22 protein-coding genes and 1 pseudogene are annotated in these 21,569 nt (G+C 58.6%); 9 read left to right on the plus strand and 14 right to left on the minus strand.

All coding sequences use genetic code 11. The annotated features are described in order from the left end of the window. Positions 1–79: 79 nt before the first annotated feature. The 4 genes and pseudogenes from CE491_RS30250 to CE491_RS12650 all read left to right on the plus strand — a co-directional run bounded on the left by CE491_RS30250 (position 80) and on the right by CE491_RS12650 (position 1,966). Positions 80–223: a hypothetical protein gene (locus CE491_RS30250; RefSeq protein WP_199885082.1), complete on the plus strand. Its 144-nt coding sequence runs from the start codon at positions 80–82 to the stop codon at positions 221–223. Between the two features lie 298 nt (positions 224–521). Then, positions 522–921: pseudogene (locus CE491_RS30745) on the plus strand (hypothetical protein); the annotation flags it as partial. Between the two features lie 32 nt (positions 922–953). Next, entirely contained in the window at positions 954–1,274 is a 321-nt protein-coding gene (locus CE491_RS12645; RefSeq protein WP_110948689.1) for a hypothetical protein, read from the plus strand. Between the two features lie 416 nt (positions 1,275–1,690). Further along, positions 1,691–1,966 (plus strand): ubiquitin-like protein, encoded by a 276-nt coding sequence (locus tag CE491_RS12650; RefSeq protein WP_110948690.1) that lies wholly within the window; start codon positions 1,691–1,693, stop codon positions 1,964–1,966. A gap of 149 nt (positions 1,967–2,115) precedes the next feature. Here the strand turns inward: CE491_RS12650 and CE491_RS12655 are convergent, their stop codons facing one another. Further along, a complete protein-coding gene (locus CE491_RS12655) occupies positions 2,116–2,526 on the minus strand; it encodes a YybH family protein (RefSeq protein WP_110948691.1) in 411 nt (136 codons plus the stop codon). Positions 2,527–2,996: 470 nt separating this feature from the next. On the opposite strand from CE491_RS12655, the gene CE491_RS12660 reads away from it, so the two are divergent. From CE491_RS12660 to CE491_RS12670, 3 genes are all read left to right on the plus strand, one after another. Continuing rightward, positions 2,997–3,296 (plus strand): DUF6124 family protein, encoded by a 300-nt coding sequence (locus CE491_RS12660; RefSeq protein WP_234407585.1) that lies wholly within the window; start codon positions 2,997–2,999, stop codon positions 3,294–3,296. A gap of 765 nt (positions 3,297–4,061) precedes the next feature. Next, the gene (locus CE491_RS12665; protein ID WP_110948692.1) at positions 4,062–4,463 is read left to right on the plus strand and encodes a DUF3597 domain-containing protein; all 402 of its coding nucleotides are present in this window, start codon (positions 4,062–4,064) and stop codon (positions 4,461–4,463) included. 80 nt (positions 4,464–4,543) lie between these two features. Beyond that, on the plus strand, positions 4,544–5,560 hold the full coding sequence (locus CE491_RS12670; RefSeq protein WP_110948693.1) for a TIGR04086 family membrane protein: 1,017 nt from the start codon (positions 4,544–4,546) through the stop codon (positions 5,558–5,560). Between the two features lie 62 nt (positions 5,561–5,622). On the opposite strand, the gene CE491_RS12675 is transcribed toward CE491_RS12670, so the two are convergent. From CE491_RS12675 to CE491_RS12690, 4 genes are all read right to left on the minus strand, one after another. Then, positions 5,623–6,957, minus strand: coding sequence for an MFS transporter (locus tag CE491_RS12675; RefSeq protein ID WP_110948694.1), 1,335 nt, complete (start codon positions 6,955–6,957; stop codon positions 5,623–5,625). A gap of 91 nt (positions 6,958–7,048) precedes the next feature. Beyond that, complete coding sequence (locus CE491_RS12680) at positions 7,049–7,987, minus strand: hydroxymethylglutaryl-CoA lyase (protein ID WP_110948695.1); 939 nt, start codon at positions 7,985–7,987, stop codon at positions 7,049–7,051. Continuing rightward, complete coding sequence (locus CE491_RS12685) at positions 7,984–9,177, minus strand: CaiB/BaiF CoA transferase family protein (RefSeq protein ID WP_110948696.1); 1,194 nt, start codon at positions 9,175–9,177, stop codon at positions 7,984–7,986. Before CE491_RS12685 ends, CE491_RS12680 begins: the two co-directional genes overlap by 4 nt. Before the next feature lie 105 nt (positions 9,178–9,282). Further along, positions 9,283–10,194 (minus strand): LysR family transcriptional regulator, encoded by a 912-nt coding sequence (locus CE491_RS12690; RefSeq protein ID WP_110948697.1) that lies wholly within the window; start codon positions 10,192–10,194, stop codon positions 9,283–9,285. A gap of 343 nt (positions 10,195–10,537) precedes the next feature. Here CE491_RS12690 and CE491_RS12695 point away from each other — a divergent pair, with 343 nt between their 5' ends. Both CE491_RS12695 and CE491_RS12700 read left to right on the plus strand, forming a co-directional pair. Next, positions 10,538–10,858, plus strand: a complete 321-nt coding sequence (locus CE491_RS12695) for a hypothetical protein (protein ID WP_199885083.1) — start codon at positions 10,538–10,540, stop codon at positions 10,856–10,858. A 131-nt stretch (positions 10,859–10,989) separates the two neighbouring features. After that, a complete protein-coding gene (locus tag CE491_RS12700; protein ID WP_110948699.1) occupies positions 10,990–11,739 on the plus strand; it encodes a substrate-binding periplasmic protein in 750 nt (249 codons plus the stop codon). 42 nt (positions 11,740–11,781) lie between these two features. On the opposite strand, the gene CE491_RS12705 is transcribed toward CE491_RS12700, so the two are convergent. The 9 genes from CE491_RS12705 to CE491_RS12745 form a co-directional block, all read right to left on the minus strand. Next, positions 11,782–12,741 carry a quinone oxidoreductase family protein gene (locus tag CE491_RS12705; RefSeq protein WP_110948700.1) on the minus strand — a complete coding sequence of 320 codons (960 nt, stop codon included), beginning with the start codon at positions 12,739–12,741 and terminating at the stop codon, positions 11,782–11,784. 40 nt (positions 12,742–12,781) lie between these two features. Continuing rightward, on the minus strand, positions 12,782–12,955 hold the full coding sequence (locus CE491_RS12710; RefSeq protein WP_110948701.1) for a DUF1427 family protein: 174 nt from the start codon (positions 12,953–12,955) through the stop codon (positions 12,782–12,784). Positions 12,956–13,162: 207 nt separating this feature from the next. Next, the gene (locus CE491_RS12715; RefSeq protein ID WP_110948702.1) at positions 13,163–13,939 is read right to left on the minus strand and encodes an AraC family transcriptional regulator; all 777 of its coding nucleotides are present in this window, start codon (positions 13,937–13,939) and stop codon (positions 13,163–13,165) included. A 71-nt stretch (positions 13,940–14,010) separates the two neighbouring features. Continuing rightward, positions 14,011–14,454, minus strand: coding sequence for a hypothetical protein (locus CE491_RS12720; RefSeq protein WP_199885084.1), 444 nt, complete (start codon positions 14,452–14,454; stop codon positions 14,011–14,013). A gap of 8 nt (positions 14,455–14,462) precedes the next feature. Next, on the minus strand, positions 14,463–14,966 hold the full coding sequence (locus CE491_RS12725; RefSeq protein ID WP_199885085.1) for a Panacea domain-containing protein: 504 nt from the start codon (positions 14,964–14,966) through the stop codon (positions 14,463–14,465). A gap of 279 nt (positions 14,967–15,245) precedes the next feature. After that, complete coding sequence (locus CE491_RS12730) at positions 15,246–16,520, minus strand: OprD family porin (protein ID WP_110948705.1); 1,275 nt, start codon at positions 16,518–16,520, stop codon at positions 15,246–15,248. 249 nt (positions 16,521–16,769) lie between these two features. Continuing rightward, a complete protein-coding gene (locus tag CE491_RS12735) occupies positions 16,770–16,973 on the minus strand; it encodes a hypothetical protein (protein ID WP_110948706.1) in 204 nt (67 codons plus the stop codon). Between the two features lie 176 nt (positions 16,974–17,149). Continuing rightward, positions 17,150–18,256, minus strand: coding sequence for an agmatine deiminase (aguA, locus tag CE491_RS12740; protein WP_110948707.1), 1,107 nt, complete (start codon positions 18,254–18,256; stop codon positions 17,150–17,152). Positions 18,257–18,542: 286 nt separating this feature from the next. Beyond that, complete coding sequence (locus CE491_RS12745) at positions 18,543–21,461, minus strand: aminotransferase (protein WP_110948708.1); 2,919 nt, start codon at positions 21,459–21,461, stop codon at positions 18,543–18,545. Positions 21,462–21,569 lie beyond the last annotated feature (108 nt).

The raw sequence follows: 21,569 nt of genomic DNA on the forward strand, positions 1-21,569 counted from the left end.
TAACGCTGACGACTCATGGCACCTCCTATTTGGGCCTCATTATGAGGCTTGGAGGTGTCTATGAAACCAGGGGCGATTCATGGATAAAGAACAACAATCGGCCAAGAAATTTGTCGCCAAGGTCACTATTCTAGTAGCGGCGGGCATGCAGCGTCTCCGCTCAGTAGATTTTGTGAGTTTCAAGCGGCGGAACTGGACCGATCTTTTAACAACAACCGCCTAGATATCTGCCAGGCGTATGGATTTGCGACCTTGCCCGCGAAGCAGATCAAGCGTAACAAGGATCACGAAGGCCGCGCATTCAGGCGTGTCCTGTCGAGTCCACACGTAACAAGGGATCACGTAAGCCATTGATTTCAATGTTCAGACCGTCTTACTTGTAATCAGTAGGTCCCGGGTTCGACTCCTGGTGCCGCACCATACAAGGTTCCAAAGAAGGCTTACAAAATCTCTGGAACCCTCGAAAAACCCCCCTTGGCGTTTTTTTTCGTTTTGGCGTTCCGTCCGAGGTGAGCCACCTGAGGACGCGCATTTTCCTCTCGCTGCACGTTGCCGTGCGTTCCAGCGAACTACGCCTTGCTCGCTGAAGCGAGTTCGATCTCAGGCGCGGCACTGGGGAAAGCGCGCTCCGAAATATGGGTTTCAACATCAAACCGAAATCGGCGGCGCTGTCTTACGCTCGATGGCATGAAGCGCATTGATTGAATCAGGATTGTCGGCCGAGACTGCCATTGAAAGGCGGATGAGCTACAAAGAACGCAACAACGTCTTCGCCGCCACATGCACAAGGCAGAGTTCATAAAGAGCGCAGAGTGATCATGAACTGGTGGAGCCGATATTTGAACCCACCCAGCAGGAGCATGTCACTCCGTATGAGTTCGCCAACCAAATGGGGTTAACGTTACTCGGGTGAAAGGCGAAGCTTGGCACTGGCGTAGAGAGGCAAAATTGATATGGACACCTCAACCGCACAAAGCATCAAACTTGCCATTGTGTCGGCAACCGGCCTGTCAAAAGCCGCGCTGCACATCTATGTGGGCATGGCGGTCTATTTAATTCTGATCGCCATTAGCCGACGATTCAGACCGTACATTGGTTGGCTGGTTGTTTTTATCATCGCGTGTGCTGGTGAGTGGGTAGATAGACGAGACGATATTGAAAGCCTTGGATACTGGCGCTGGCAAGCGAGCATTCACGACGTTCTCAATACAATGTTTTGGCCGACGGCGCTGACACTGTTTTGGCTTTTGAAGTGCCGTAATAAGCAAGCGTAGTCTCGTAAGATGCCTGCAATTCGCTTCGACTAGCGAATCCATCCAAACATGCCGGCAAACCCGGCATCGCACGGTCACAGCAATGTGTTGGGTGCCGACTTCTACCAGATTGCCCACTGCGGCAAGTCATCCCCTTTCATTCCCGCCCTGCGGCAACTTATCCGCTTGGTTATCCTTGCGCCAACCTTTTGCCCGTTTCTTCCATCGGAAATTGACGGGCGCTCATTCTGCAATCCGGTTTGACCAAGCGCCAGTAGAACGTATGACCGTGCGATGGATATTTATTCGCGTCCTAACATTACCTCAGGTTGAAAAACCTTATAGCGCGTCGCAATTATTAATGCGCGTTGTTATTTCGAAATCATAACTCTGTTAGTGCAACAATCGACAGATGGCACCTGCGGTGGATTTTTCCGATGAAATTCGGTGCTATCTTAAAATCTCCTATGCATGAAATCAGGGAGATACCGATGCAAATTTACGTCATGGCTTTAGATGGATTGGAACATAACATCTCAGTACAGCCGCAGGATTCGTTAGATACCTTAAAGCAGAAAGTAGCGGATGCCACAAACGTGTCAAAGGACCAAATAGTTCTTAGACTCGGACGAGAAGCTTTAGAAGGTAACACTGTTTCCGAAAGCGGGTTAAAAGATGAAAGCCACATAAAATTAACACTTAAGCAGCAATAATTTGCGAGTTGCAGCCTAATGAGGTTGACGATGGATGGTACGTCAATGAAGTTTGACGTAAGGGCGTGTCATCCAGGCTCACATCAATTTCGAACCAACCATCGGCCCCCACCTTTTATAGTTTCGCCAACACGCGCGCCTGTTCGTTTCTAGACCTCAACGTCCTCATCCAACAGCGCCGTGCCATAGGAGTTATCCACGACGCACAACCACTTCTGCGCGACCTGTCGGAAGACATAGGTCGCTCGGCGCGTGATTTCCAATTGTGCGCCGGTGTTGTCGGTGGCGTGTAGCAGCGTCTCCATGATCACAAGGGCGACGTCACCGCCCGGTATGACCTGCATTTTTCCCTGGGTGACAACGATGCTGTGGTTGAAGTGCTCGGCGATAGCTATGAATGCTCGGCGGATGTTGGCTTTGCCTGTGACGATCAACCCTGGCTTGACCACCAGGCTTGCATCTTCTGCATAGAACTGCATGAGTGCGTCGTAGTCTTGCGCCGTGATGGCCCGGTCTGCGGATTCGATTGTTTGTTTGAGCGTTTGGGTGAGTGCGTCCATTGCTGTTCTCCTGATGGGCCTTGGAGCAGGACTAAAGACCCCGCATCCGATTAGCTGATCTCCACTGAGATTGCTATAGCGTTCCATATCAGCTTCTTTGGCCTACGTGCCAGCAAAACTGGAGCCGTTTAAAGACACATCCCCGAACAAAAACGTTTCACAGCTGTAGGACGCTTCTGAAATTTGTAGCTATCCTGCCCGGCGCGTTGCGGCTTTGTGGATCGCGGCATACCCTCCTCCGCGTCGTTGATTACAACGACCGGTTTTGACAGACCGACCAAACTCCCAAACGTAACGCGCCAATCAGTAACGGATCGTGCATCTGTTGGCTGTGTCATGGCGGCTGTACGCGGGGCACACTCGTGTGCGCCAGTTTGGGTGGTTGCTGGTCTGTCAACCCACGTACGGCTGCCACCTATTCTGATTGACAGCAGAGGGGTGTCGGCTCAGCCAACAAAAGGAACCCCCCGATGATCAGATCCACCCCTCATCCCCCCGAAATCCCTGTCACTCAATCCACCCCCTTCGGTGTCGACTTCGGCAACCAGAGCCTCTTCAACGTTCAATCGGGCATCAGGGTCGATGACGCGCTCACGCTTGTATCCGAATACCTGAACTGCGCCGCTGCCACGGCTTATGAAGCAGCAGACAACGCCTCGGCAGAATTCCGGCCTTTGGCCAGATCGGTCGTGCATCACATCGAAGCCGCTAAAGCGCTGGTAGAAGCTTCGATTGCGGGCCTGGCCGTTCGTGGCGAGGCTGCGCGCTAAGCGTGACGTTGGGCCGCCTCTCCCGCGGCGGCTCAGACAAGTAATCATCCCCCTCACCCAGCTCACACGTTTCCCACCCAAGCCAGAACGGTGCAAATGCATTCACGAAAGGTCGGGCTGCCGGGAAGACGTTTATCGCCTGTCCTATCCCGTCGCGCCTAAATCCGCGCTCACGATATTACTCACCGATGCCCGATGCCCGATGCGCGGCGCGCACCTCGCTGTCGCGCCCATCCGATTGCACGCGTGCGATAGCTCGGCTATACATTTTGAAGCGGACTTAGATAGGCCACTAACCAACTCAGCGAATTTCTACCATTCGTCCGATAAGCTTCAGTGCCTGATATTAGTTGGAACCGAACCGCGAACAGGCAACTCCAGTTAATAGCGGCAAGAGCTGATGTTCAGTTGTCACAAATTGACGGATAGCGCTAACGCACAAGGGCGGGACGATGCCACTTTCAGCAACGGAGGACGTCCCGACCGTCCCTGAATGCACCGGCGCTGCGGCTTTGGCCAGTGTAGGAGGGGAAGCTTAACCTTGGCGTTGCCAGCGGCCGTTAAACATTGTGTGCAGGAGCAGGTTCGCGTGCTTAGAAGTAGTTGCTGTAGTGCTTAGTCTTCTAATCGCGAGAAAACTGTACTGACTGATAGTTGTCGCGCTGAAGTAGCTGTTTGACATCACGCATCTCGGTGAGAACTTCAAGGTGGGTGTATCAACCGACCAGCACCGGATAGATCGACCACTTATAAAAGGGAATAACCATGAGCTTTTTCAATAAAATTCTGTCTGCACTGGGTATCGGCCATGCCGATGCGAGCACTCAAACTGCCTCCGATCCAAGTGTCGCTCAGCCCCAGGGGACCACGACTCCTGTCACGGGCGCCCCGACGACTGCGACAACGACCGCTACGCCGGTGGACGTCAGTGCCAAGCTTGAAGCGCTGTCCGCTCAACACCCGGGCCTGAACTGGAGGACGTCCATCGTCGATTTATTGAAGGTCCTGGGCCTCGACAGCAGCCTGGAAAACCGTAAGCAATTGGCTGCAGACGTCGGGCTCGGCGCCTACGAGGGCACTGCCGAGCAAAATCAGGCGCTGCACAAGGCTGTCTTGAGGAAGCTGGCTGAGAATGGCGGCAACGTCCCGGCAGAGCTGCATAACTAAGACTGGCCCACCCCAAGGAGCTGCGCCTGACCTCAGGCGCAGCAAGTAAAACCAGGGAGCTTTGCGAAGGAGCCTCACCCATGATCACTGATGACCGCACCAACCCTGTGGTATATCCCGAGACGCACGTCACCTCGGCCCCGCTGCTCAAACGTATTTCCTGGAGCGCTATCTTCGCAGGCGTTGCGCTGGCGATGGTGGTGTCCTTGATTCTGAACCTGCTAGGCACGGCGATAGGCACGGCCAGCATCGACCCGCTGCAGGAAGGCAACCCACTCGACGGTTTGGGCAAGGGCACAGCCATCTGGGTCGTCGCCAGCGGGATCATCTCGCTGTTTGTCGGCGGCTGGGTGGCGGGGCGTCTGGCCCAGCGTGAGGGCGCGATGCATGGCCTGCTGGTGTGGGCGACCACGTCGCTGGTGACCCTGTATCTGGTGTCGAGCGCTGTAACGGGCATCGTCAGCAGCGGCCTCAATCTGGCGGGCAGCGGCCTGTCGGCTGTGGGTAGCGGTATTTCGCAGGTTGCGCCGCGTCTGGGCGATACGGTTCAGGACCAACTGCGCAAACAGGGAATCGATTTCAATCTGGATGACATTCAGGGCGAACTCGAAACCGCGATGCGCCAGACCGGTAAACCGGAGTTGAACCCCGACACCGTGAAACAGGAAGCCAAAGCGACTGGCCAGGATGCGAAGAACACGGCACAGCGCAGTGCGCAGAATCCGCAGTCGACGGATTCGCAACTCAGTGGTCTGCTCGATCGCATCAAGGCCAAAGGTGACCAGGCGTGGGATGCCGCTGACCGCGAGGCGTTCGTCAACTTGATCAAGGCACGCACCGGCAAATCCGATGCCGAAGCCAATCAGATGGTCGATCAGGCGCAGCAGGCCTATCACCAGGCTTATGCGAAGTATCAAGAGCTCAAAGCCGACGCAGAGCGCAAGGCGCGCGAAGCCGCTGATGTCGCTGCCAAACGTGTTTCGCAGGCCAGCTGGCTGTTGCTGATCACGCTGATCATCTCGGGTCTCGTGGCTGCGGGTGCAGGCGTTCTGGGCCGCCGGACCCAACCGGCTGCGAAGGTCGTCGCGACCGTGTAAGCCATTCGCATAAAAAAACGCCCCGGAAGTCCGGGGCGTTTTTGTTTGTGTAACTGAGCGTCTTAATCTTGGCTCTTGTCCAACGTGCGTAACTTCTCAGGCAGCGCCCAGATCAACAACCCCGCCGCAATCACACTGGTTATGCCGATGACGTACAGCGCAGGCGTCGTGCTCCCGGTCAGGTCCTTGATACTGCCGACCATGATCGGGCTGACGATGCCGCCAAATTGGCCCAGGGTGTTGATCAGCGCGATGCCGCCCGCCGCGCCTGCGCCAGCACCGGCCAGCAGTTTCGGTGGCAGGGTCCAGAAGGCGGGGATGGAAGCGACAATACCGCCGCCGAGCATGGCCAACGACACAATGAGCATGCTGGTGTGCTGGGCGAAGATGCCGGCACAGAAGAAACCGATGGCGCCGAGCACGACCAGGCCGCAGACGAACTTGCGACGCTCGCCGCTGGCATCGGACAAGCGACCGACGACGATCATGCTGATGGCGCCGCAGATGTACGGAATCGCGGTGAGCAGGCCGATGATGACCGGGCTTTCGACACCCGCGCTGCGAATCAGCTGCGGCGCCCAGAAGTTCAGGCCGTAGGACGCCACCTGGATCAAGAAATAGATCAGGCCGAGCATAAGGAAGCCGGGCATTTTCAGGGCTGTCAGCAGGGAGCCGTGTTTGTTCGGTTCATGCTGGGCGATGCGGCTGGAGAGGTAAGTCTTCTCGGCTTCGGTGAGCCAGTGCGCGTCAGCGACGCGATCCTTGAGGATCTTCAGCACCGCGATACCCAGCGCGATGCAAGGCAGGCCGCCCAACAGGAACAGCCAGTGCCAGCCGCGCATCTGCATCACGCCGTCCATGTGGCCGATCACCAGACCGGAGATTGGCGCGCCGAGCAGCCCTGCAAATGCAGAGGCAAGGAACAGGACCGAGGTGATGCGGCCGCGGTAGGTTTGCGGGAACCAGAGCGTCAGATAAAACAGCACTCCGGGTGCGAAACCGGCCTCCATCGCGCCGATGATGAAACGCAGCACGTAGAACTGCCATTCCGCGTTGACGAACACCATCAGCGCCGTCGCGATGCCCCAGGAAATCATGATGCGGGCGATCCAGCGACGAGCGCCGACCTTGTACAACATGATGTTGCTCGGTACTTCGAACAGCACGTAACCGATGACGAACAGGCTCGCGCCCAGGCCATACGCGGTGTCGCTCAGGCTCAGGTCCGTCTGTAGCTGGAACTTGGCGAAGCTTATGTTGATGCGGTCGAAGAACGCGAACAGATAGCAGACCATGATGAGCGGCATCAGGCGCCACGCGACTTTGCGGATCAGCGCTTTCTCGGCGCTCACGACCTCGGCGAGGCTGCTGTTCGGGTTCAGAACAGAAATAGTCATTGCGGTAACTCCAGTGGGACGTCCCAGGGGGAGCCCTATTGTTTTTGTTGTCTGGACGAACTTACGCGGGGGCGGGTTCGTTCCTGTTCAGTTAAAGCGGCAGGTTCTCCGGCGCGGGGTGCAGGTCACAGTTGCGTCCAGCCTTGGCGACCTGACCCGGCATTTCGTGGCCGAGCAGCGCGGGCAAACGGCGCGACAGTGTCAGCAAGTGAGGCAAATCGATACCGGTCTCGAGGCCCATCTCGTCGCACAGGTTCACCAGGTCTTCAGTGCAGATATTTCCCGAAGCGCCGGGGGCGAACGGGCAGCCGCCGAGCCCGCCGAGCGAGGCATCGAAACGCCGAGCACCGGCTTCATACGCTGCCAGCACGTTGCTCAAACCCAGGCCTCGGGTGTTATGGAAATGCAAGGTCAGCGCCGACGCTGGAACGCGCGTCAGTACACGCTGCACCAAGCCATACACCTGACGCGGATTTGCCATGCCAGTAGTGTCGGCCAGGGTAATGCCTTGCATGCCCAGTTCCAGATAAGCGTCGACAATCTGCAGCACGCGGTCTTCGTCGATCTTGCCTTCGAACGGGCAGCCGAAGGTGGTGGCGATTGAACCGTTGAGGCTGAGCGAGCTGCCCGAAACCAGCGATACGATCTCACCGAAGCCGCTGAGCGACTGCTCGCAACGCATACGCATGTTCGCCAGATTGTGGGTCTGGCTGGCGGACATCACGAGATTCAGCTCATCGGCGCCCGCGTCTATCGCGCGCTGTGCGCCTTTGAGGTTCGGGATCAAAGCCACATAGATCACGCCCGGCTGCCGTTCGATGCCACGAAACACTTCGTCGCCATCGCGCAGTGCCGGAATGGCTTTGGGCGAAACAAAAGAACCGGCCTCGAGGCGGCTGAAACCGGCCAGAGAAAGTTGGTTGATCAGGTCGATCTTGTCTGCGGTTTCGACCCAGGTCGGCTCGATCTGCAGGCCATCACGTGGCGAAACTTCCTGAACGATCAGGCGCTCGGAAAAATCGGTAATCATTGCACCACCCCATCAGTCTTGAGTTGCGCGATATCGGCAGCGGTCAGGCCCAGATCGCCGAGAACGCTGTCGGTGTGCTGGCCCAGCGCAGGTCCTTGCCAGTTCACCGAACCCGGTGTTTCAGAAAGCTTGGGCACGATGCCCGGCATTTTCACTTGGGCGCCACCCGGCAGTTGTGCGTCGAGAATCATCTCGCGAGCCTGATAATGCGGGTCAGCGACGATGTCGGCGACGTTATAGATGCGTCCTGCGGGTACTTCAGCGAGTTCCAGCGCCTGCAACACGTCTTCGATGGGCAGGCTGGACGACCACGCGCTGATCGTGGCGTCGAGCATTTCGCTCTGCGCGGCGCGACCGTCGTTGTGCGCGAACTCCGGGGTTTCGCCCAGATCAGGGCGGCCGATGGTGGCCATCAAGCGCTTGAAGATCGGGTCACTGTTACCGGCGATCACCACGTATGCGCCATCGGCGGTCGGGTAGGTGTTGGAAGGCGCGATGCCCGGCAAGGCCCCGCCGCTGCGCTCGCGGACATGACCAAGCATGTCGTATTCAGGCACCAGGCTTTCCATGAGGTTGAACACGCTTTCGACCAGCGACACGTCGACGATCTGGCCGTCGCCCTGCCCGGTCTTTACCCGCAGCAATGACATCAACGCGCCCATTACCGCGTGCATCGAGGCCAGGGAATCGCCAAGGCTAACGCCCACCCGGGCTGGCGGCGATCCAGGTGTGCCGGTGGTGTAGCGAATGCCACCCATGGCCTCGCCGATGGCGCCAAAGCCGGGACGGTCGCGATAAGGCCCGGACTGGCCGTAGCCGGAGATACGCACCAGCGTCAGTTTGGGGTTCAGGGCGTGCAGGACATCCCAGCCAAGGCCGAGCTTTTCCAGCGCACCGGGGCGCAGGTTTTCGATCAGCACGTCGGCGTTTTCAGCCAGGCGCTTGACGATCTCGATACCTTCGGGGGATTTGAGGTTCAGCGAAAGGGATTTCTTGTTGCGTGATTGCAGGTACCACCACAGCGAGGTGCCTTCGTGCAGCTTTCGCCATTTACGAAGTGGGTCACCTTGCCCCATCGATTCGATCTTGATCACCTCGGCGCCGAATTCGCCCATCAGGCGTGCGGCGAAAGGCGCTGCGATCAATGTGCCGATTTCAATCACGCGCACACCGTTCAGGGGGCCTGTCATAGCGAATACCTCAAGTGTTTCTTGGAATTTGTCGCCAAGACTAGAGGACCGACGTCGGGCAAATCCAACCGTAAGTTGGCAAGGGGCGTTCGCGAAACGCGAACGCTAGCGAAGGTGCTGCTGCAGGTGCTCGAACAGCAGCAAGCTGACCGGCGATAACGCGGCCTTGTCGCGCACCACCAGGATCAGCGTGCGTTGCGCCCACGAATCGCTCAGGGCCACAGCGGTGAGGCCCAGCGGCGTACCGAGCAATTCGTACGCCTTGCGCGGCAACACGCCAATGCCCATGTTGGCCTGAACCATGCGGCACATGGCGTCGAATCCCGGCACATGAATGCGCACGCGCAGCGGTTTGCCATGGGACCGGGCTGCGGTGTGAGTGCGCATGTTGATGGAGCTGGCAGCGTGCAGCCCGATGTGATCGCTGCCCAGCGTGTCTTCGAACACCACCTCGCTCAACCGGGCCAGTGGATGGTCCGCACGCATGACAACAACCAACTCATCGTGCCGATAAGGAACGCTGTGCAGGCCTTGTACGTCGGTGTCTTCGGAACAGATGCCGATATCGGCGACGCCATCGATCAGCCCTTGCACCACGCCATTGCTGGGCCGCTCTTCCAGATCGACCTTGACCCGCTCGTGGCTGGCGGTGAACTCATGCAGGTCTTCCGGGAGGAATTGAATGATCGCCGAGAGGTTTGCCAGCATGCGCACATATCCGCGCATGCCTTGCAGATGTTCGTCGAGCTCAAGGCCCATTTTCTCCAGATCGAACAGCATACGCCTAGCATGATGCAACAGCGTTTCGCCCGCCGCCGTCAGCACCATGCCCTTGGAGTTGCGCACGAACAGGCCGATGCCCAGTACCTCTTCCAATTCCATCAGCCGCTTGCTTGCCGCTGAAACGGCAATGGCTTCACGTGCCGCCGCGCGGGTCAGCGTGCCCTCTTCGTACACCGCGACGAACAGCTTCAGGGTGATGAGATCAAGACGACGGATGAGATTCTTGTGCAGCATGGAAAGGCTCTCGACCAACGGACGAGGAAGAATACACGCAAAACAACGACGGATACCGGCAGGTAAAACCTGCTTTCAGACAGAAAACCGACCGCGGGGTGAATAAATATCGCTAATTAAAAGAAGGCACCGAGATTGAATAGCTTACGTCGGCAACCCGCCGCCAACAGCCACGCTCAGCTCGTTGGCCCTCGGATCCAGGGGCAGCATCCACATGCCGATCTCGCTGGCCCCCTCCCCGATTGCGCGCCCATCTAGTAACGTATAGGCATTCCTGACGGGCCATCGCCTTTGCACCAAGCGACCGCGACCCGCGTCCCGAAACACGAGAGAAGGCCCAACCGTGCATAAAGTCCGATTGATCAAGTACGTCTGGACTCATCAGACCCCCGAGATTTCCTCTGAATGGTCGAAGCTTCTGTATGAGGTTGAGTTGCCGTTCGTGCCGTTTCACGGCCTGAATATCCAGCTACCCGTCCAGCTCGCCTGGAAAATCCGGGAAGTGGAATGGAACGTCGAGGAACAGACCTTTCGTTGCCATATCGAAGATCAGTTCATGAATCTGCTGGATGTCGATGACTCGTACGAAGACTGGCTCGAAACACTGATTAACGATGGCTGGGTGCTGAGCGGTCGCTATACCAACGAGCACAACAAGACCTGACCCAGCGTCATTTGTGATCGAATCCCGTTTTAACCCTTCCAGCAAACGACGAGCGGTTGCCAGCCCGACTCGCAAGCCAGGCAAGAGGCCTGCCCTGACCAGGCCCTGTATTTACCTTGAGCGCTGCTGCCATGAAATGGATTTCCCGCTGTATCCGTTACGCTGTCGGCGTGCTCTGGGGCTGGTCTGCCGTTTCCGTAGCCGCACCCACCGTTGACTTCTATGTCCCGCAAGCACCGCCGCTGACCATGATCAATCAGGCTGAACAGCACGGGATCATCGGTGATATCGCGCTTGAGGCCCTGACGATGGCCGGATATTCGGCCAATTTTCTCTCCCTGCCGTGGCCGCGAGCACAACGCGAGGTGAGTACGGGCAAGGGTCTGTTGATTGCGCCGCTCACACGCACCCAGAGCCGCGAAGACAACTTCACCTGGATCGCTCCGCTGCTGACGATGGACAGGACGTTTTTTAGCCTTGATCGGCGCGTCGACAGTTTCGATGAAGCCAGGAAAGCCTTCAGGCTGATCGCAGTGGGAATCGGCACGGCGCAGGAAACGCGCCTTCGCGAAGAAGGCTTTCCCGCGTCGCAGATCTACCCGCTGAAGATTGGGGACAACCCGGCAAGGATGCTGCTCAAGGGGCGGGTCGACGCTTGGTTCAACGGAGTCCCGGAAACCCGCTACATCTGGAAGCAGATCAGCGACCGCCCGTTGGTGATGAGTCGCGTGCTGATGACGGCGAACATCTATCTGGCGTGCTCCAAGGACTGCGACACGCAGATGGTGGAACGTTTGAGAACAGCCTTCGACAGACTGGAAGCCAACGGCACCCCCAAGCGAATTGAGGCTGGGTATCTGAAGGACCTGCCGGTGTGGTGACGTCGGGCAGCGACCGTTACCGCTGCCCGGTGGATCGTGGAATCAAGGCAACAGAATCACCTTGTCCGCACCGCCCTGATTCACTTCGGCGTAGCGCGCCAACCCTTCTTCCAGGGGCGTCTCCAGCAACCCCGTCGGCAACGGCAATTTCCCTTCGTCGAACAGCTTGCCGAACTGCTCCAGCATACGTGCACAGGCTTCGACGCCGTACAGCAGCGAGTTGATCCCTACCACCGAGCCGCCTTTGCGGTACAGCGCCAGCGCCGGCAATTGCACGTGACCGTCCACCGGCGCGGCAATGATGGCGATGCGGCCGAAAGGCGCCAAAGCTTGAACCGAAGCAGGCAGCCAGAAGCCGGTGGTGTCGAAAATCACGTCTGCACCGGCCGGGAATACAGCGTTTACCTGCGCCGACAGCTCTTCAGGCTTGCCCAGCAGGATGGCGTTGTAGCCTTGATCCTCCAGCGCCTGGACCTGTTCCGGACGACGTGCCGCCGCCAGCACCTGCGCACCACGCACTTTGGCCAACGCGATGGCGGCGCTGCCGACGGCACCATTGGCACCGATGACCAGCAAGCGGGTATTGGCATCGACCAGACTGCGCTCCAGCGCATCCCAGGCCGTGGTGTAAGGCACCCCCAAGCTGGCGGCCTGCACGAAGCTCAGGGATTTGGGCTTGAGCGCCACCCCTTTGGCCGACAGGGTGATGTAACCGGCGTGCGAGCCGTTGCGCGAGAAGCCGATCTGGTTGCCTGTTCCCCAGACTTCCTGACCGATCAGTTCCTGCGGGCCTTCGACCACGATACCTGCGAAATCGCGGCCCGGCACCCGCGGCAAGGTGGTATAGGGAAAGCGGCCCAGGACGTTCTTCACGTCGCTGGGGTTCAGACCCGCCGCCTTGATCTGGACCAGTATCTCGCCTGGCGCAGGGACCGGGGTTGGCAGCTCGACGACTTCCAGCGCAGCCAGGTCGCCGGTTCGAGAAAATTGCAGTGCTTTCATGTTGTTCATATCCAGAGTTGAGAAGCGGCAATCGTTAGATTCAGGAAATCAGATTGGCGAACAGCTGGCGGCCCATGGGCCAGAGCTTTTCCCCTGCCTGCATGCCCAGCAAGCCCACCAGCGCGACCAGTGGCGGCGCTGGCGAACGAAAGTCGAGGGCGCCGTAAAGCAAACCGACGGCGATGCCGATTGCCAGTGAAATGATGTAGCTCATGACGAACTCCAGGGGCCTGGCGTCGTAGACGCTTGATTGCGTGATGACGGCGATTGGCGATGACCGGAGTTTAAGGAAGGGAGGAAAAGTCTACCGGCCATGTACTTCTGAATTTCGGACAGTGATAAACCCTGCAGCGGAACGGCTTGTCGGACGTGGCGTTCGTAAAGTCTTTACCGCCGACAAGCCGGGCTGCTGCAGGGAGTGTCAGTTCGTCTGTTCGCCGAGGGGATACTGAGACGGTGCCACGCCCAGCTCACGGCGGAACATGTCGCTGAAACTGCTGGGGGAGTAACCCATTGACCGGGCGATGGCACTGACCGGCACACCCTGAATGATTTCGGCCACCGCCGTCGCCAGTTGCACTTGCCTGCGCCACTCGGCGAAACCCATGCCGAGCACGCCCTGAAACAGGCGCGAAAGGGTCCTGACGCTGGCGCCGGCATTCTCCGCGTGCTGCTCGAATGGCACATCGATGGAAGGCTCGATCATCACCGCCTGACAGACGTTCATCAATCGACGGTCGCTGTCGTCGGGCATCGGCACCTTGAGCAGCGAGCGCTTGGCCCGTTTGAGTTCCAGCAGCGCCAGACCGACCAGCGCGCTGTAATACTCCGAATCCTTATCCTGCTCGGCGACCAGATTGACGATCAACTCACGCAACAGCCGCGCCACCTCGAAGACCTGAACGGTAGACTCGAGCGTCCGGGCGAGCGCCGGGCGCAGATAGATATTGCGCATCTCCAGATCCGAAACCACACGAATCCCATGAGGCACACCCGGCGGCAACCAGACCGCACGCTGCGGCGGCACTACCAACGCCTCGTTGGGCGTCTCGACCCACATCACCCCCGACATCGCATACAACACCTGTCCCCAGTCATGCTCGTGCGGCTCGATGTACAAGCCCCGCGGATACGTGCGCGACACACGCTGTACGGGAACGGTTGTGTTGGAAAGGTCGGGCGGGGCGGCGAGGGCCATGAGGTGTGACCGATGACATTAGAGGTGAACAATGGTAACCATGGCGCCCAAAAGGGCGCTACAGCGGTCCCTTACGCGCAGCCCAATGCAGCTGCGGTATCAGCCACCCATCTCGACTGCCTGCGGGTGATATCGGGCGACTGCAGGACGCACCTGAGCACGGCACAAAATAGGGAATCCTCAAGGCGCTGACCTATTAAACGCTTGCGTCCGCTGGTTACATGGATAGCTAGATCCTCGACATCCAGCGTATCGACGCTGCTGAACTCAACCCAGCTTTCCAGTGAAAGGCTGTGCCCCGGAATGCCGACGTAATACCCCGCACGGGGAGGCCCAAGGAAACAAGCCGGCTCTTCTACGAGACCGTGAGATTTTGAGGTGAAGACGGCAGTGACCAGATCGCCTGAGTTCAAATCGACCGCCAGCACCAGAACGAACTTGCGCTTGCACTCGCCTGTCACGCTGTCAAAGTAGTAGCAATCATCGCACCAGATCTGACCGGCCACAGCAGTCACTGTCGCCATCATGCACCGGCGTTGATGCGTGCGGCTTCCAGAGCCGACTGATACATCGCCTGCTGGGTCGCCACCCTCAGAAACCCGGCCCGGTCCAGGGCATCATCGGCAATAGAAAGTGCGTACGGAATAACTTCGTGGCTGCCGCGCCCACCTCGCCAGACCTTGTCCCATGCACCATTCTGCTCATGAGTCACGTCGATCATGCGCGGCGAATAAGTGCTTCTATAGCGAGTAGCCAAGTCCTGCATGATCGTCAGCTGACGCTTGGTGAAATCGTCCGGATCGTATTCCACGCCAGGCAAAACCTCTACCTGCATTCGGTCAAAATCGAGCACACGCTGAGGCACGATGCGAACCACCTGGGCAAGATCCGGCCCAAGGTCCTCCCACTCTTCCATCAGATCGACCGGCACCGGACCAAACTTCCAGGCTTGATATTCGAATCCGGTGACACTTTTCCCGGTCAGCCTGAAATGCTCGAAATCAAGCAGATAAAGCAGCTTGAACAACTTGATCTTGCCGCAGCACTCGGTATTCCTGGCAAAGAACACGATGGCGTTAATCAGGCGATTACGTATGGCTTTAGACATGAGCAGTAGTTTAGTCCCGGAGAGTCAGGAGCATAGACGGTACGATGGCGCATTGTACGCCGATCAAAACGCTGCGAAACAATACATAAATACTACCCGTTGTCAGATTTACCAAAAAAACTCCATAACCCAAACAAAAACGCCCCGATCTCTCGACCAGGGCGTTTTTTGCAGCTTCAGCTCAACAGCCGTTCAACATCAGAAAACGTTGATCGGGTAGTCGATGAAGATACGGGTTTCGTTACCGCCGACGTTGTAGTTATCCACATCGTTGGAGACGCGCAGGAACGAGTTACGCAGACGCACGGACAGGTCTTTGACCGGGCCGCTCTGAACGACGTAGGTCAGTTGGCTGAACCACTCGCGCTCTTCGCCACGGCCACGGTCGGAACCGTCGTCGATGTTGTCGCCGCGCACGTAAGCGACCTTGTAACTCAGGCCCGGAGTAACCACCGTGGACAGGTTCACGCCGTAGCCCAGCTGCCAGGAACGCTCGTCCTTGCCGTTGAAGTCCGACCAGTAGGAGTTGGCCAGGTAGATGGTATTGCCGCCATCGCCGGTGCCGCCATTGTTGCGGTAGCCGCCGTAGTTGTAGCCGGTTTCGCCGGTGCTGCGCTGGTGCGCGACGGTGAAGGAGTGGATGCCCACGGCCCAAGTGGCGGCCAGGCTCCAGATCTTGTTGTCACGTGCGTCGTCGACAGCGAAGTCCTTGTCCAGCTTGGTCTTGTAGCCGTTGAAGTCGAAGGTCAGCGACTGATCTTTCGGCAAGGCCCAGACGTAGTTCAGGTTCAGGTATTGTTTTTTCAGCACGTCTTCGTCGTCGGACGCATAGAACGCCGCGCTGAACGCATCGGTGAATTTGTAGCTGGCGCCGTAGACGTTGATGCTCTTCAGGTCACCGCTGTCGCGGCCTTCGGCGCTCTTGCGGGTCTGGGCGGTGAAGCGGCCTGCTACCAGTTCCAGGTCCTTGATCTCTTTGGAAGTGATCATGGTGCCGGTGTAAGTTTCGGGCAGCAGACGCGAGCTGTCGTAACTGAGGATCGGCAGCTGCGGCATCATGTCGCCGTATTTCAGTTCGGTGTTGGAGACGCGGAATTTGACCGCGCCGCCAAAGCGCTGCAGATCGTCAGCCGCGTTGCCGCTGTCGCCCTGTTTGAAGAAGTCGATACCACCCGCGCCGCTTTTACCCTTGCCGCCGTCCAGACGCACAGCGTACAGACCGAAAGCGTCGACACCGACGCCAACGGTGCCCTGGGTGTAACCCGACGAATAGTTGGCCATGAAGGCCTGACCCCATTCGGCGCGGTCCTGAGGGCCGTCGTGCTTGTAATCGCGATTGATGTAGGCGTTGCGCAGATTGACCTTCAGGCTGCTGTCTTCGACAAAGCCTTTGGAGTCCGCTTGCCCGTCAGCCATGGCGTGGGTGGCGGCCAGGATGCCCATAGCGAGCATGCCGATACGTTGTTTCATCATTGTTGTCCTTGTTGGCAGATTGATCGCGCGCCGTGGCAATACCCAGACAGGTAATTGCGTCTCCCGTGACTGATGACAGTCCCGGAAGCCCGCACGAAATCATCGCAGTGGACTACTGATGCACGTACATGGCGCTTGGCCACAGGCGGTTAAGGCGGGAATGCTATCCCCGGCTTAGATGAGTGTCAATTTGATGAATACCAAAACGACGAGTGAACACGCCTCTCCGAACTCGCAGAGGCGAACGCGTCAGCTGTGCAATATGCCCAGCAACGCCTCGATTTCGGCGTCGTTGATCAGGCCACTGGGGTAGCGCTGGATGAGCATGGTCCGATAATCCGGAGCCTGACTCTTGGGGGCTTGGGTTATCCGTAGCCAGTCCGCCATCATCTGCCGAGCTTCACTGCTCGCAGACAAACCTCGAGTCACACGCGACTGATAACCTGCGTTCATAGGGATAACCTCTTGGCGTCTTGGCTGCCAAATCTACAGCGCTTTTGTTACAGACGGAGCAAAGCGGTAGCCGTTGGGTAACCCTGCGCAACTTTATTAGCCGCCGGGCGAGAAAACGCTACCCACAAAAAAGCCCATCGTCCGATGGGCTTGATCACAGCAAGAAGTGAACCAACTCAGCGACGCTGAGGCGCCGGCTGTTGTTGGGTCAGGCAGTGAATATTGCCGCCGCCCAGCAGCAGCTCACGGCCCGGCACCATGACGATCTCGTGCTCGGGGAACAGCCGCTGAAGGATCTGCCGCGCCTGTTCATCCAAGGGATCGTCGAAACTCGGCGCAATGATGCCGCCATTGACGATCAGAAAGTTCACGTACGACCCAGCAAGACGCACCGAAGGGTTGCGTTCCTGGCTGCCGTGCACCTGATCAACGCCCGCGCACTCTTCTTCGGTAGCAAACAGCGGTCCCGGAATCGGCATCTTGTGCACGATGAACGGTCGGCCCTTGGCGTCACGCGTGTTTTCCAGAACGCCCATCGCGGCTTGGCAGCGCGGGAAGTTGGGGTCTTTCGGATCGTCGGTCCAGGCCAGCAGCACTTCGCCTGGGCGCACGTAGCAGCAGAAGTTATCCACATGGCCGTCGGTTTCGTCGTTGTACAGACCGTCCGGCAGCCAGATGATTTTTTCCACCGACAAATGATCGCGCAGCACCGCTTCAATCTCTTCGCGAGACAGGTGCGGGTTGCGGTTGCGATTGAGCAGACATTCCTCGGTAGTGATCAGTGTGCCTTCGCCATCGACGTGGATCGAGCCGCCTTCGAGCACGAAATCTTCGGTAACGTAGCGCGGGCAGCGCTCGATCTCCAACACCTTGCTGGCCAGTTGTTCATCCAGGTTCCACGGCGAATACAGCCCGCCGTCGAAACCACCCCAGGCGTTGAAGCCCCAATCCACGCCGCGGACTTCGCCTTCGTCATTGATGACGAATGTAGGGCCGGTGTCGCGCACCCAGGCGTCGTCGTTGCTCATCTCGACGACGCGGATGTTCGGCACGTTCAAACGCGCGCGGGCGTTGTCGTACTGCGCAGCGGACACGGCCACGGTCACCGGCTCGAAGCGGGCGATGGCCTTGGCCACAGCCACGTGAGCGGTCTGCACCGGCTTGCCGCCCAGTCGCCAGTTGTCCGGGCGCTCAGGCCAGACCATCCAGGTCTGGGTCTGCGGCGCCCATTCGGCGGGCATGTAAAAACCATCGGCGCGTGGTGTGCTGTTGAGCGTGGTCATCTAATCAGGACTCCAGTGAGCCATCGAGGTTTGAGTGGGCCGTGCAGGTGGACGACCGATGACGTAGGGTCGACGTTATAGCCGATAAATATCTGCGTTAAAAGCGCTTCCTATCTGAATTATCAGAATGGAAAACATAAAAACCGATATTAATCTGTATTGCTATCTGAACTGTGGGAGTGAGCTTGCTCACGAAAATGCGGGCATGAGCACTGGAAATCTGTTGGATGCAGTTGACTCTTCGTAAGCAAGCTCACTCCCAGGGGTTCGTACAGACAGAGAAATTTCAACCCTCCAGTTCACTCAACACCCTGGAAACGCTATCGACAAAGAAATCGACACTCTGTCGCGTTGTGACCATGGGCGGCTTGATCTTGAGGATATTCAGGTAATCCCCGGTAGGCTGCATGAAGATACCCAGCTCACACAGGCGATCGCACAGATAGCTGGTTTCCTCGGTGGCTGGCTCCAGCGTCTGGCGGTTACGCACCAGCTCCAGTCCCAGATAGAACCCTGAACCATGGGCCGCGCCGACCAACGGATGTTTATCGATCAGCGTCAGTAGCCGCTCCTTGAAATAGCCACCAACGACCTGAGCGTTTTCCCAAAGCTGCTCTTGCTCCATGACGTCCAGCACCGCCAGACCGATCTGGCAACTCACGGGACTTCCGCCCGCCGACGAGAAGAAATACCCCTCTGCCTCAAGGGCCTCGGCAATTTCCCGGCGCGTGATGACCGCGCCCAGGGGGTGACCGTTGCCCATGCCTTTGGCCATCGTGATGATGTCCGGGACCACGCCCTGTTCCTCAAAGCCCCAGAAGTACTCGCCCAAACGGCCATAGCCGACCTGAATCTCATCAGCGATGCACACGCCCCCGTGAGCGCGCACCTTTTCATACACTTCACGCAGATACCCTCGCGGCAGCGAAATCCCGCCCGCATTGCCATACACCGGCTCGCAGATGAAACCTGCCAACTGACGTCCTTGCTCGGCCAACCGGGCCAAGTGCGCATCGACACTCTTCAGGTAAAACGGCGTACTGTCCGCCCCCCGTGCCTCGCCGCGATAGGTGTTCGGCGCCACCACCGGATGCACCCAGTCAGGCCGCGTACTCAGCGCTTGGGGGTTATCGGCGATGGACGTCGAGATCGCATCGGTGGCCACTGACCAACCGTGATAGGCCTCTAGCACACTCAAGACATCACGCCCGCCGCTGTAGGCCCATGCCAGACGAATCGCCAGATCATTCGCCTCGGTGCCGCTGTTGACCAAAAACACGCGGTCCATCCCCTCAGGCGCAAGCTTGAGCAGACGTTCGGAAAACTCGGCGATGGACGCGTAATGAAATCGCGAGTTGGTGTTGAGCAGCGACCATTGCCGCGCAGCGACCTGAGCCATGCGCGGATGACCATGACCGAGCACCGCGACGTTGTTGAGCATGTCCAGGTACGAACGGCCCTGCATGTCGATCAAGTGATTACGCCAGCCGCGTTCGATCTGCGGAGGCGCCTGGTAATAGTGCTTTTGCGAGCGCGCGAAACTGGCGTCGCGACGAGCCAACAGTTGCGCGGAGTCGGGCAGCAGCGGCGCATCGCAGTCGAAACCCAGCAGCGCCCTGGGCGAAGGACACAGCGCCCGCCAGGCCGCCGCGCGCGCAGGCGTGGTGAATAACGGCGGGCTCACATCACGCTCAGAACACAGCTGCACGATCAGCGAGCCGCCGCCCTGCCCGATCACGTCACTGGCGCCGAACTCGACGCCGGAATCGAAATCCGAGCGCACGCCCCACAGCCGTAGGTTCGAGTGGGCACCCACGAGCAGCAACGCACCGTCGGCGGTATGACGCAGCGTGCCGTGGAATGGGGCATGCACCGCCGTTCCGTGAGGGATGAGCAACTCTACGTGCAGGGCGAAGGTGTCGGGTTCATGTGGGCTGTCGGGCAGCGTTCTCGACAGCCGGTATTCGCCGTAGCGACTGGCCGCTAACCCACGAGAGTGGGCGGTCTCTTTGAGCAGAATTTCGTCGATGCCGCTTCGCTCCCAGTTGCCGGCGTCGAAGTGTTCGCTGAGTACGCCCAGATCGACGGTGGTGAACGTTTCATGACTCAGGCTTGGCAGCAACGGCGAAAACATTTCGCCTCCGGGCTGCAGATCGAGCTGATTCACGGCATGCAGGATCGCGGCCTCCATCAGCGCCATCGGCACCGAAGTCGCGACGTCGAAGATATTCCATTCGCTGGCGAGGTTGGCCTGGATATAAGCGTTGTCGGGTTCGATGCTCGCCTGCTGTTCGCTGCTGAGCACCAGCACCGCCGAGCGCGCAACGATTAATGGCCACAGCGCCTTCAACTCTGCGACTTGCAGCGGGTTGATCCGGTGATAGGCCTCGATTGCCGGCAGGATGTACAGCGGGTCGCCCTCGGCATGGTGCAGCAGCGCAGCGCAGGTCACCGACAGATCGGCAATGCGCCAGGTGCGCACCAGATCGCCGAAATCGATCAGCCCTCGCAGTTGCCACAGGTGATGAACATCGCGCTGCCACACCACGTTGTACTCGGTGATGTCCATGTGAATCGCTTGTACCGGCAGCGCTGCAATCAACGGCAGCAAACGCGCGTGGGCCTGCTCGGCGGCCTTGGCGATGCAGGCGCGCTCTTCAGCGCTTTCGATGACCGCAAGCAGATGCTTGATCAGCGCGCTGGCATGGCGCGGATCCCATTGCAGAATGCGCTCCAGGCCCGGATGTTCGAACCCTGCCAGCGCCACATCGACTCTGGCGCACAGCTCGGCCAGACCGGCCACGACCTGTCCGCTCAGATGCTCTAGGTGCGCCAGTGACTGGCCGTCGATGAATTCCAGCAGCCTGACGTGCACTGCGTGGCCGTCGACTTCCACGGACAGCAAGTCTTGCCCATCGGTGGCCGGCACCACTTTCGGAACCCGCACATCGGAGTGAGCGCCAAGATGCCGCAGCGCCGCATGTTGGGCTGCCAGCTCCGTGATCGAATAATCGCCATGGCAGATCTTCAACACGAAACGCCGTCCCTCGCCGGTGTCGAGGAGGAAGTTACGATCTTGATGGCTGCCCAGCTCCTTCAAGGTGCCCGCCAGGCCGTAGTGCGTCGACAACAATTCGGCCGCCTGATCGGCAGTGACGTCCGGGCATGGCAGGCTGGAGCGACGGATCAGAGTGGCAAGCGGCATGAGCAAGGCCCCGAAGGCAAGGATGAACGGGCAATATCGCCAGTTGCTCGCAAGATTGGCAACCCTGCGAACGTGTAACTTGAAAAAGCGTTTATATGATCAACAGAT

This window comes from Pseudomonas bohemica (assembly GCF_002934685.1).
GTDB classification, from domain to species: Bacteria; Pseudomonadota; Gammaproteobacteria; order Pseudomonadales; family Pseudomonadaceae; genus Aquipseudomonas; species Aquipseudomonas bohemica.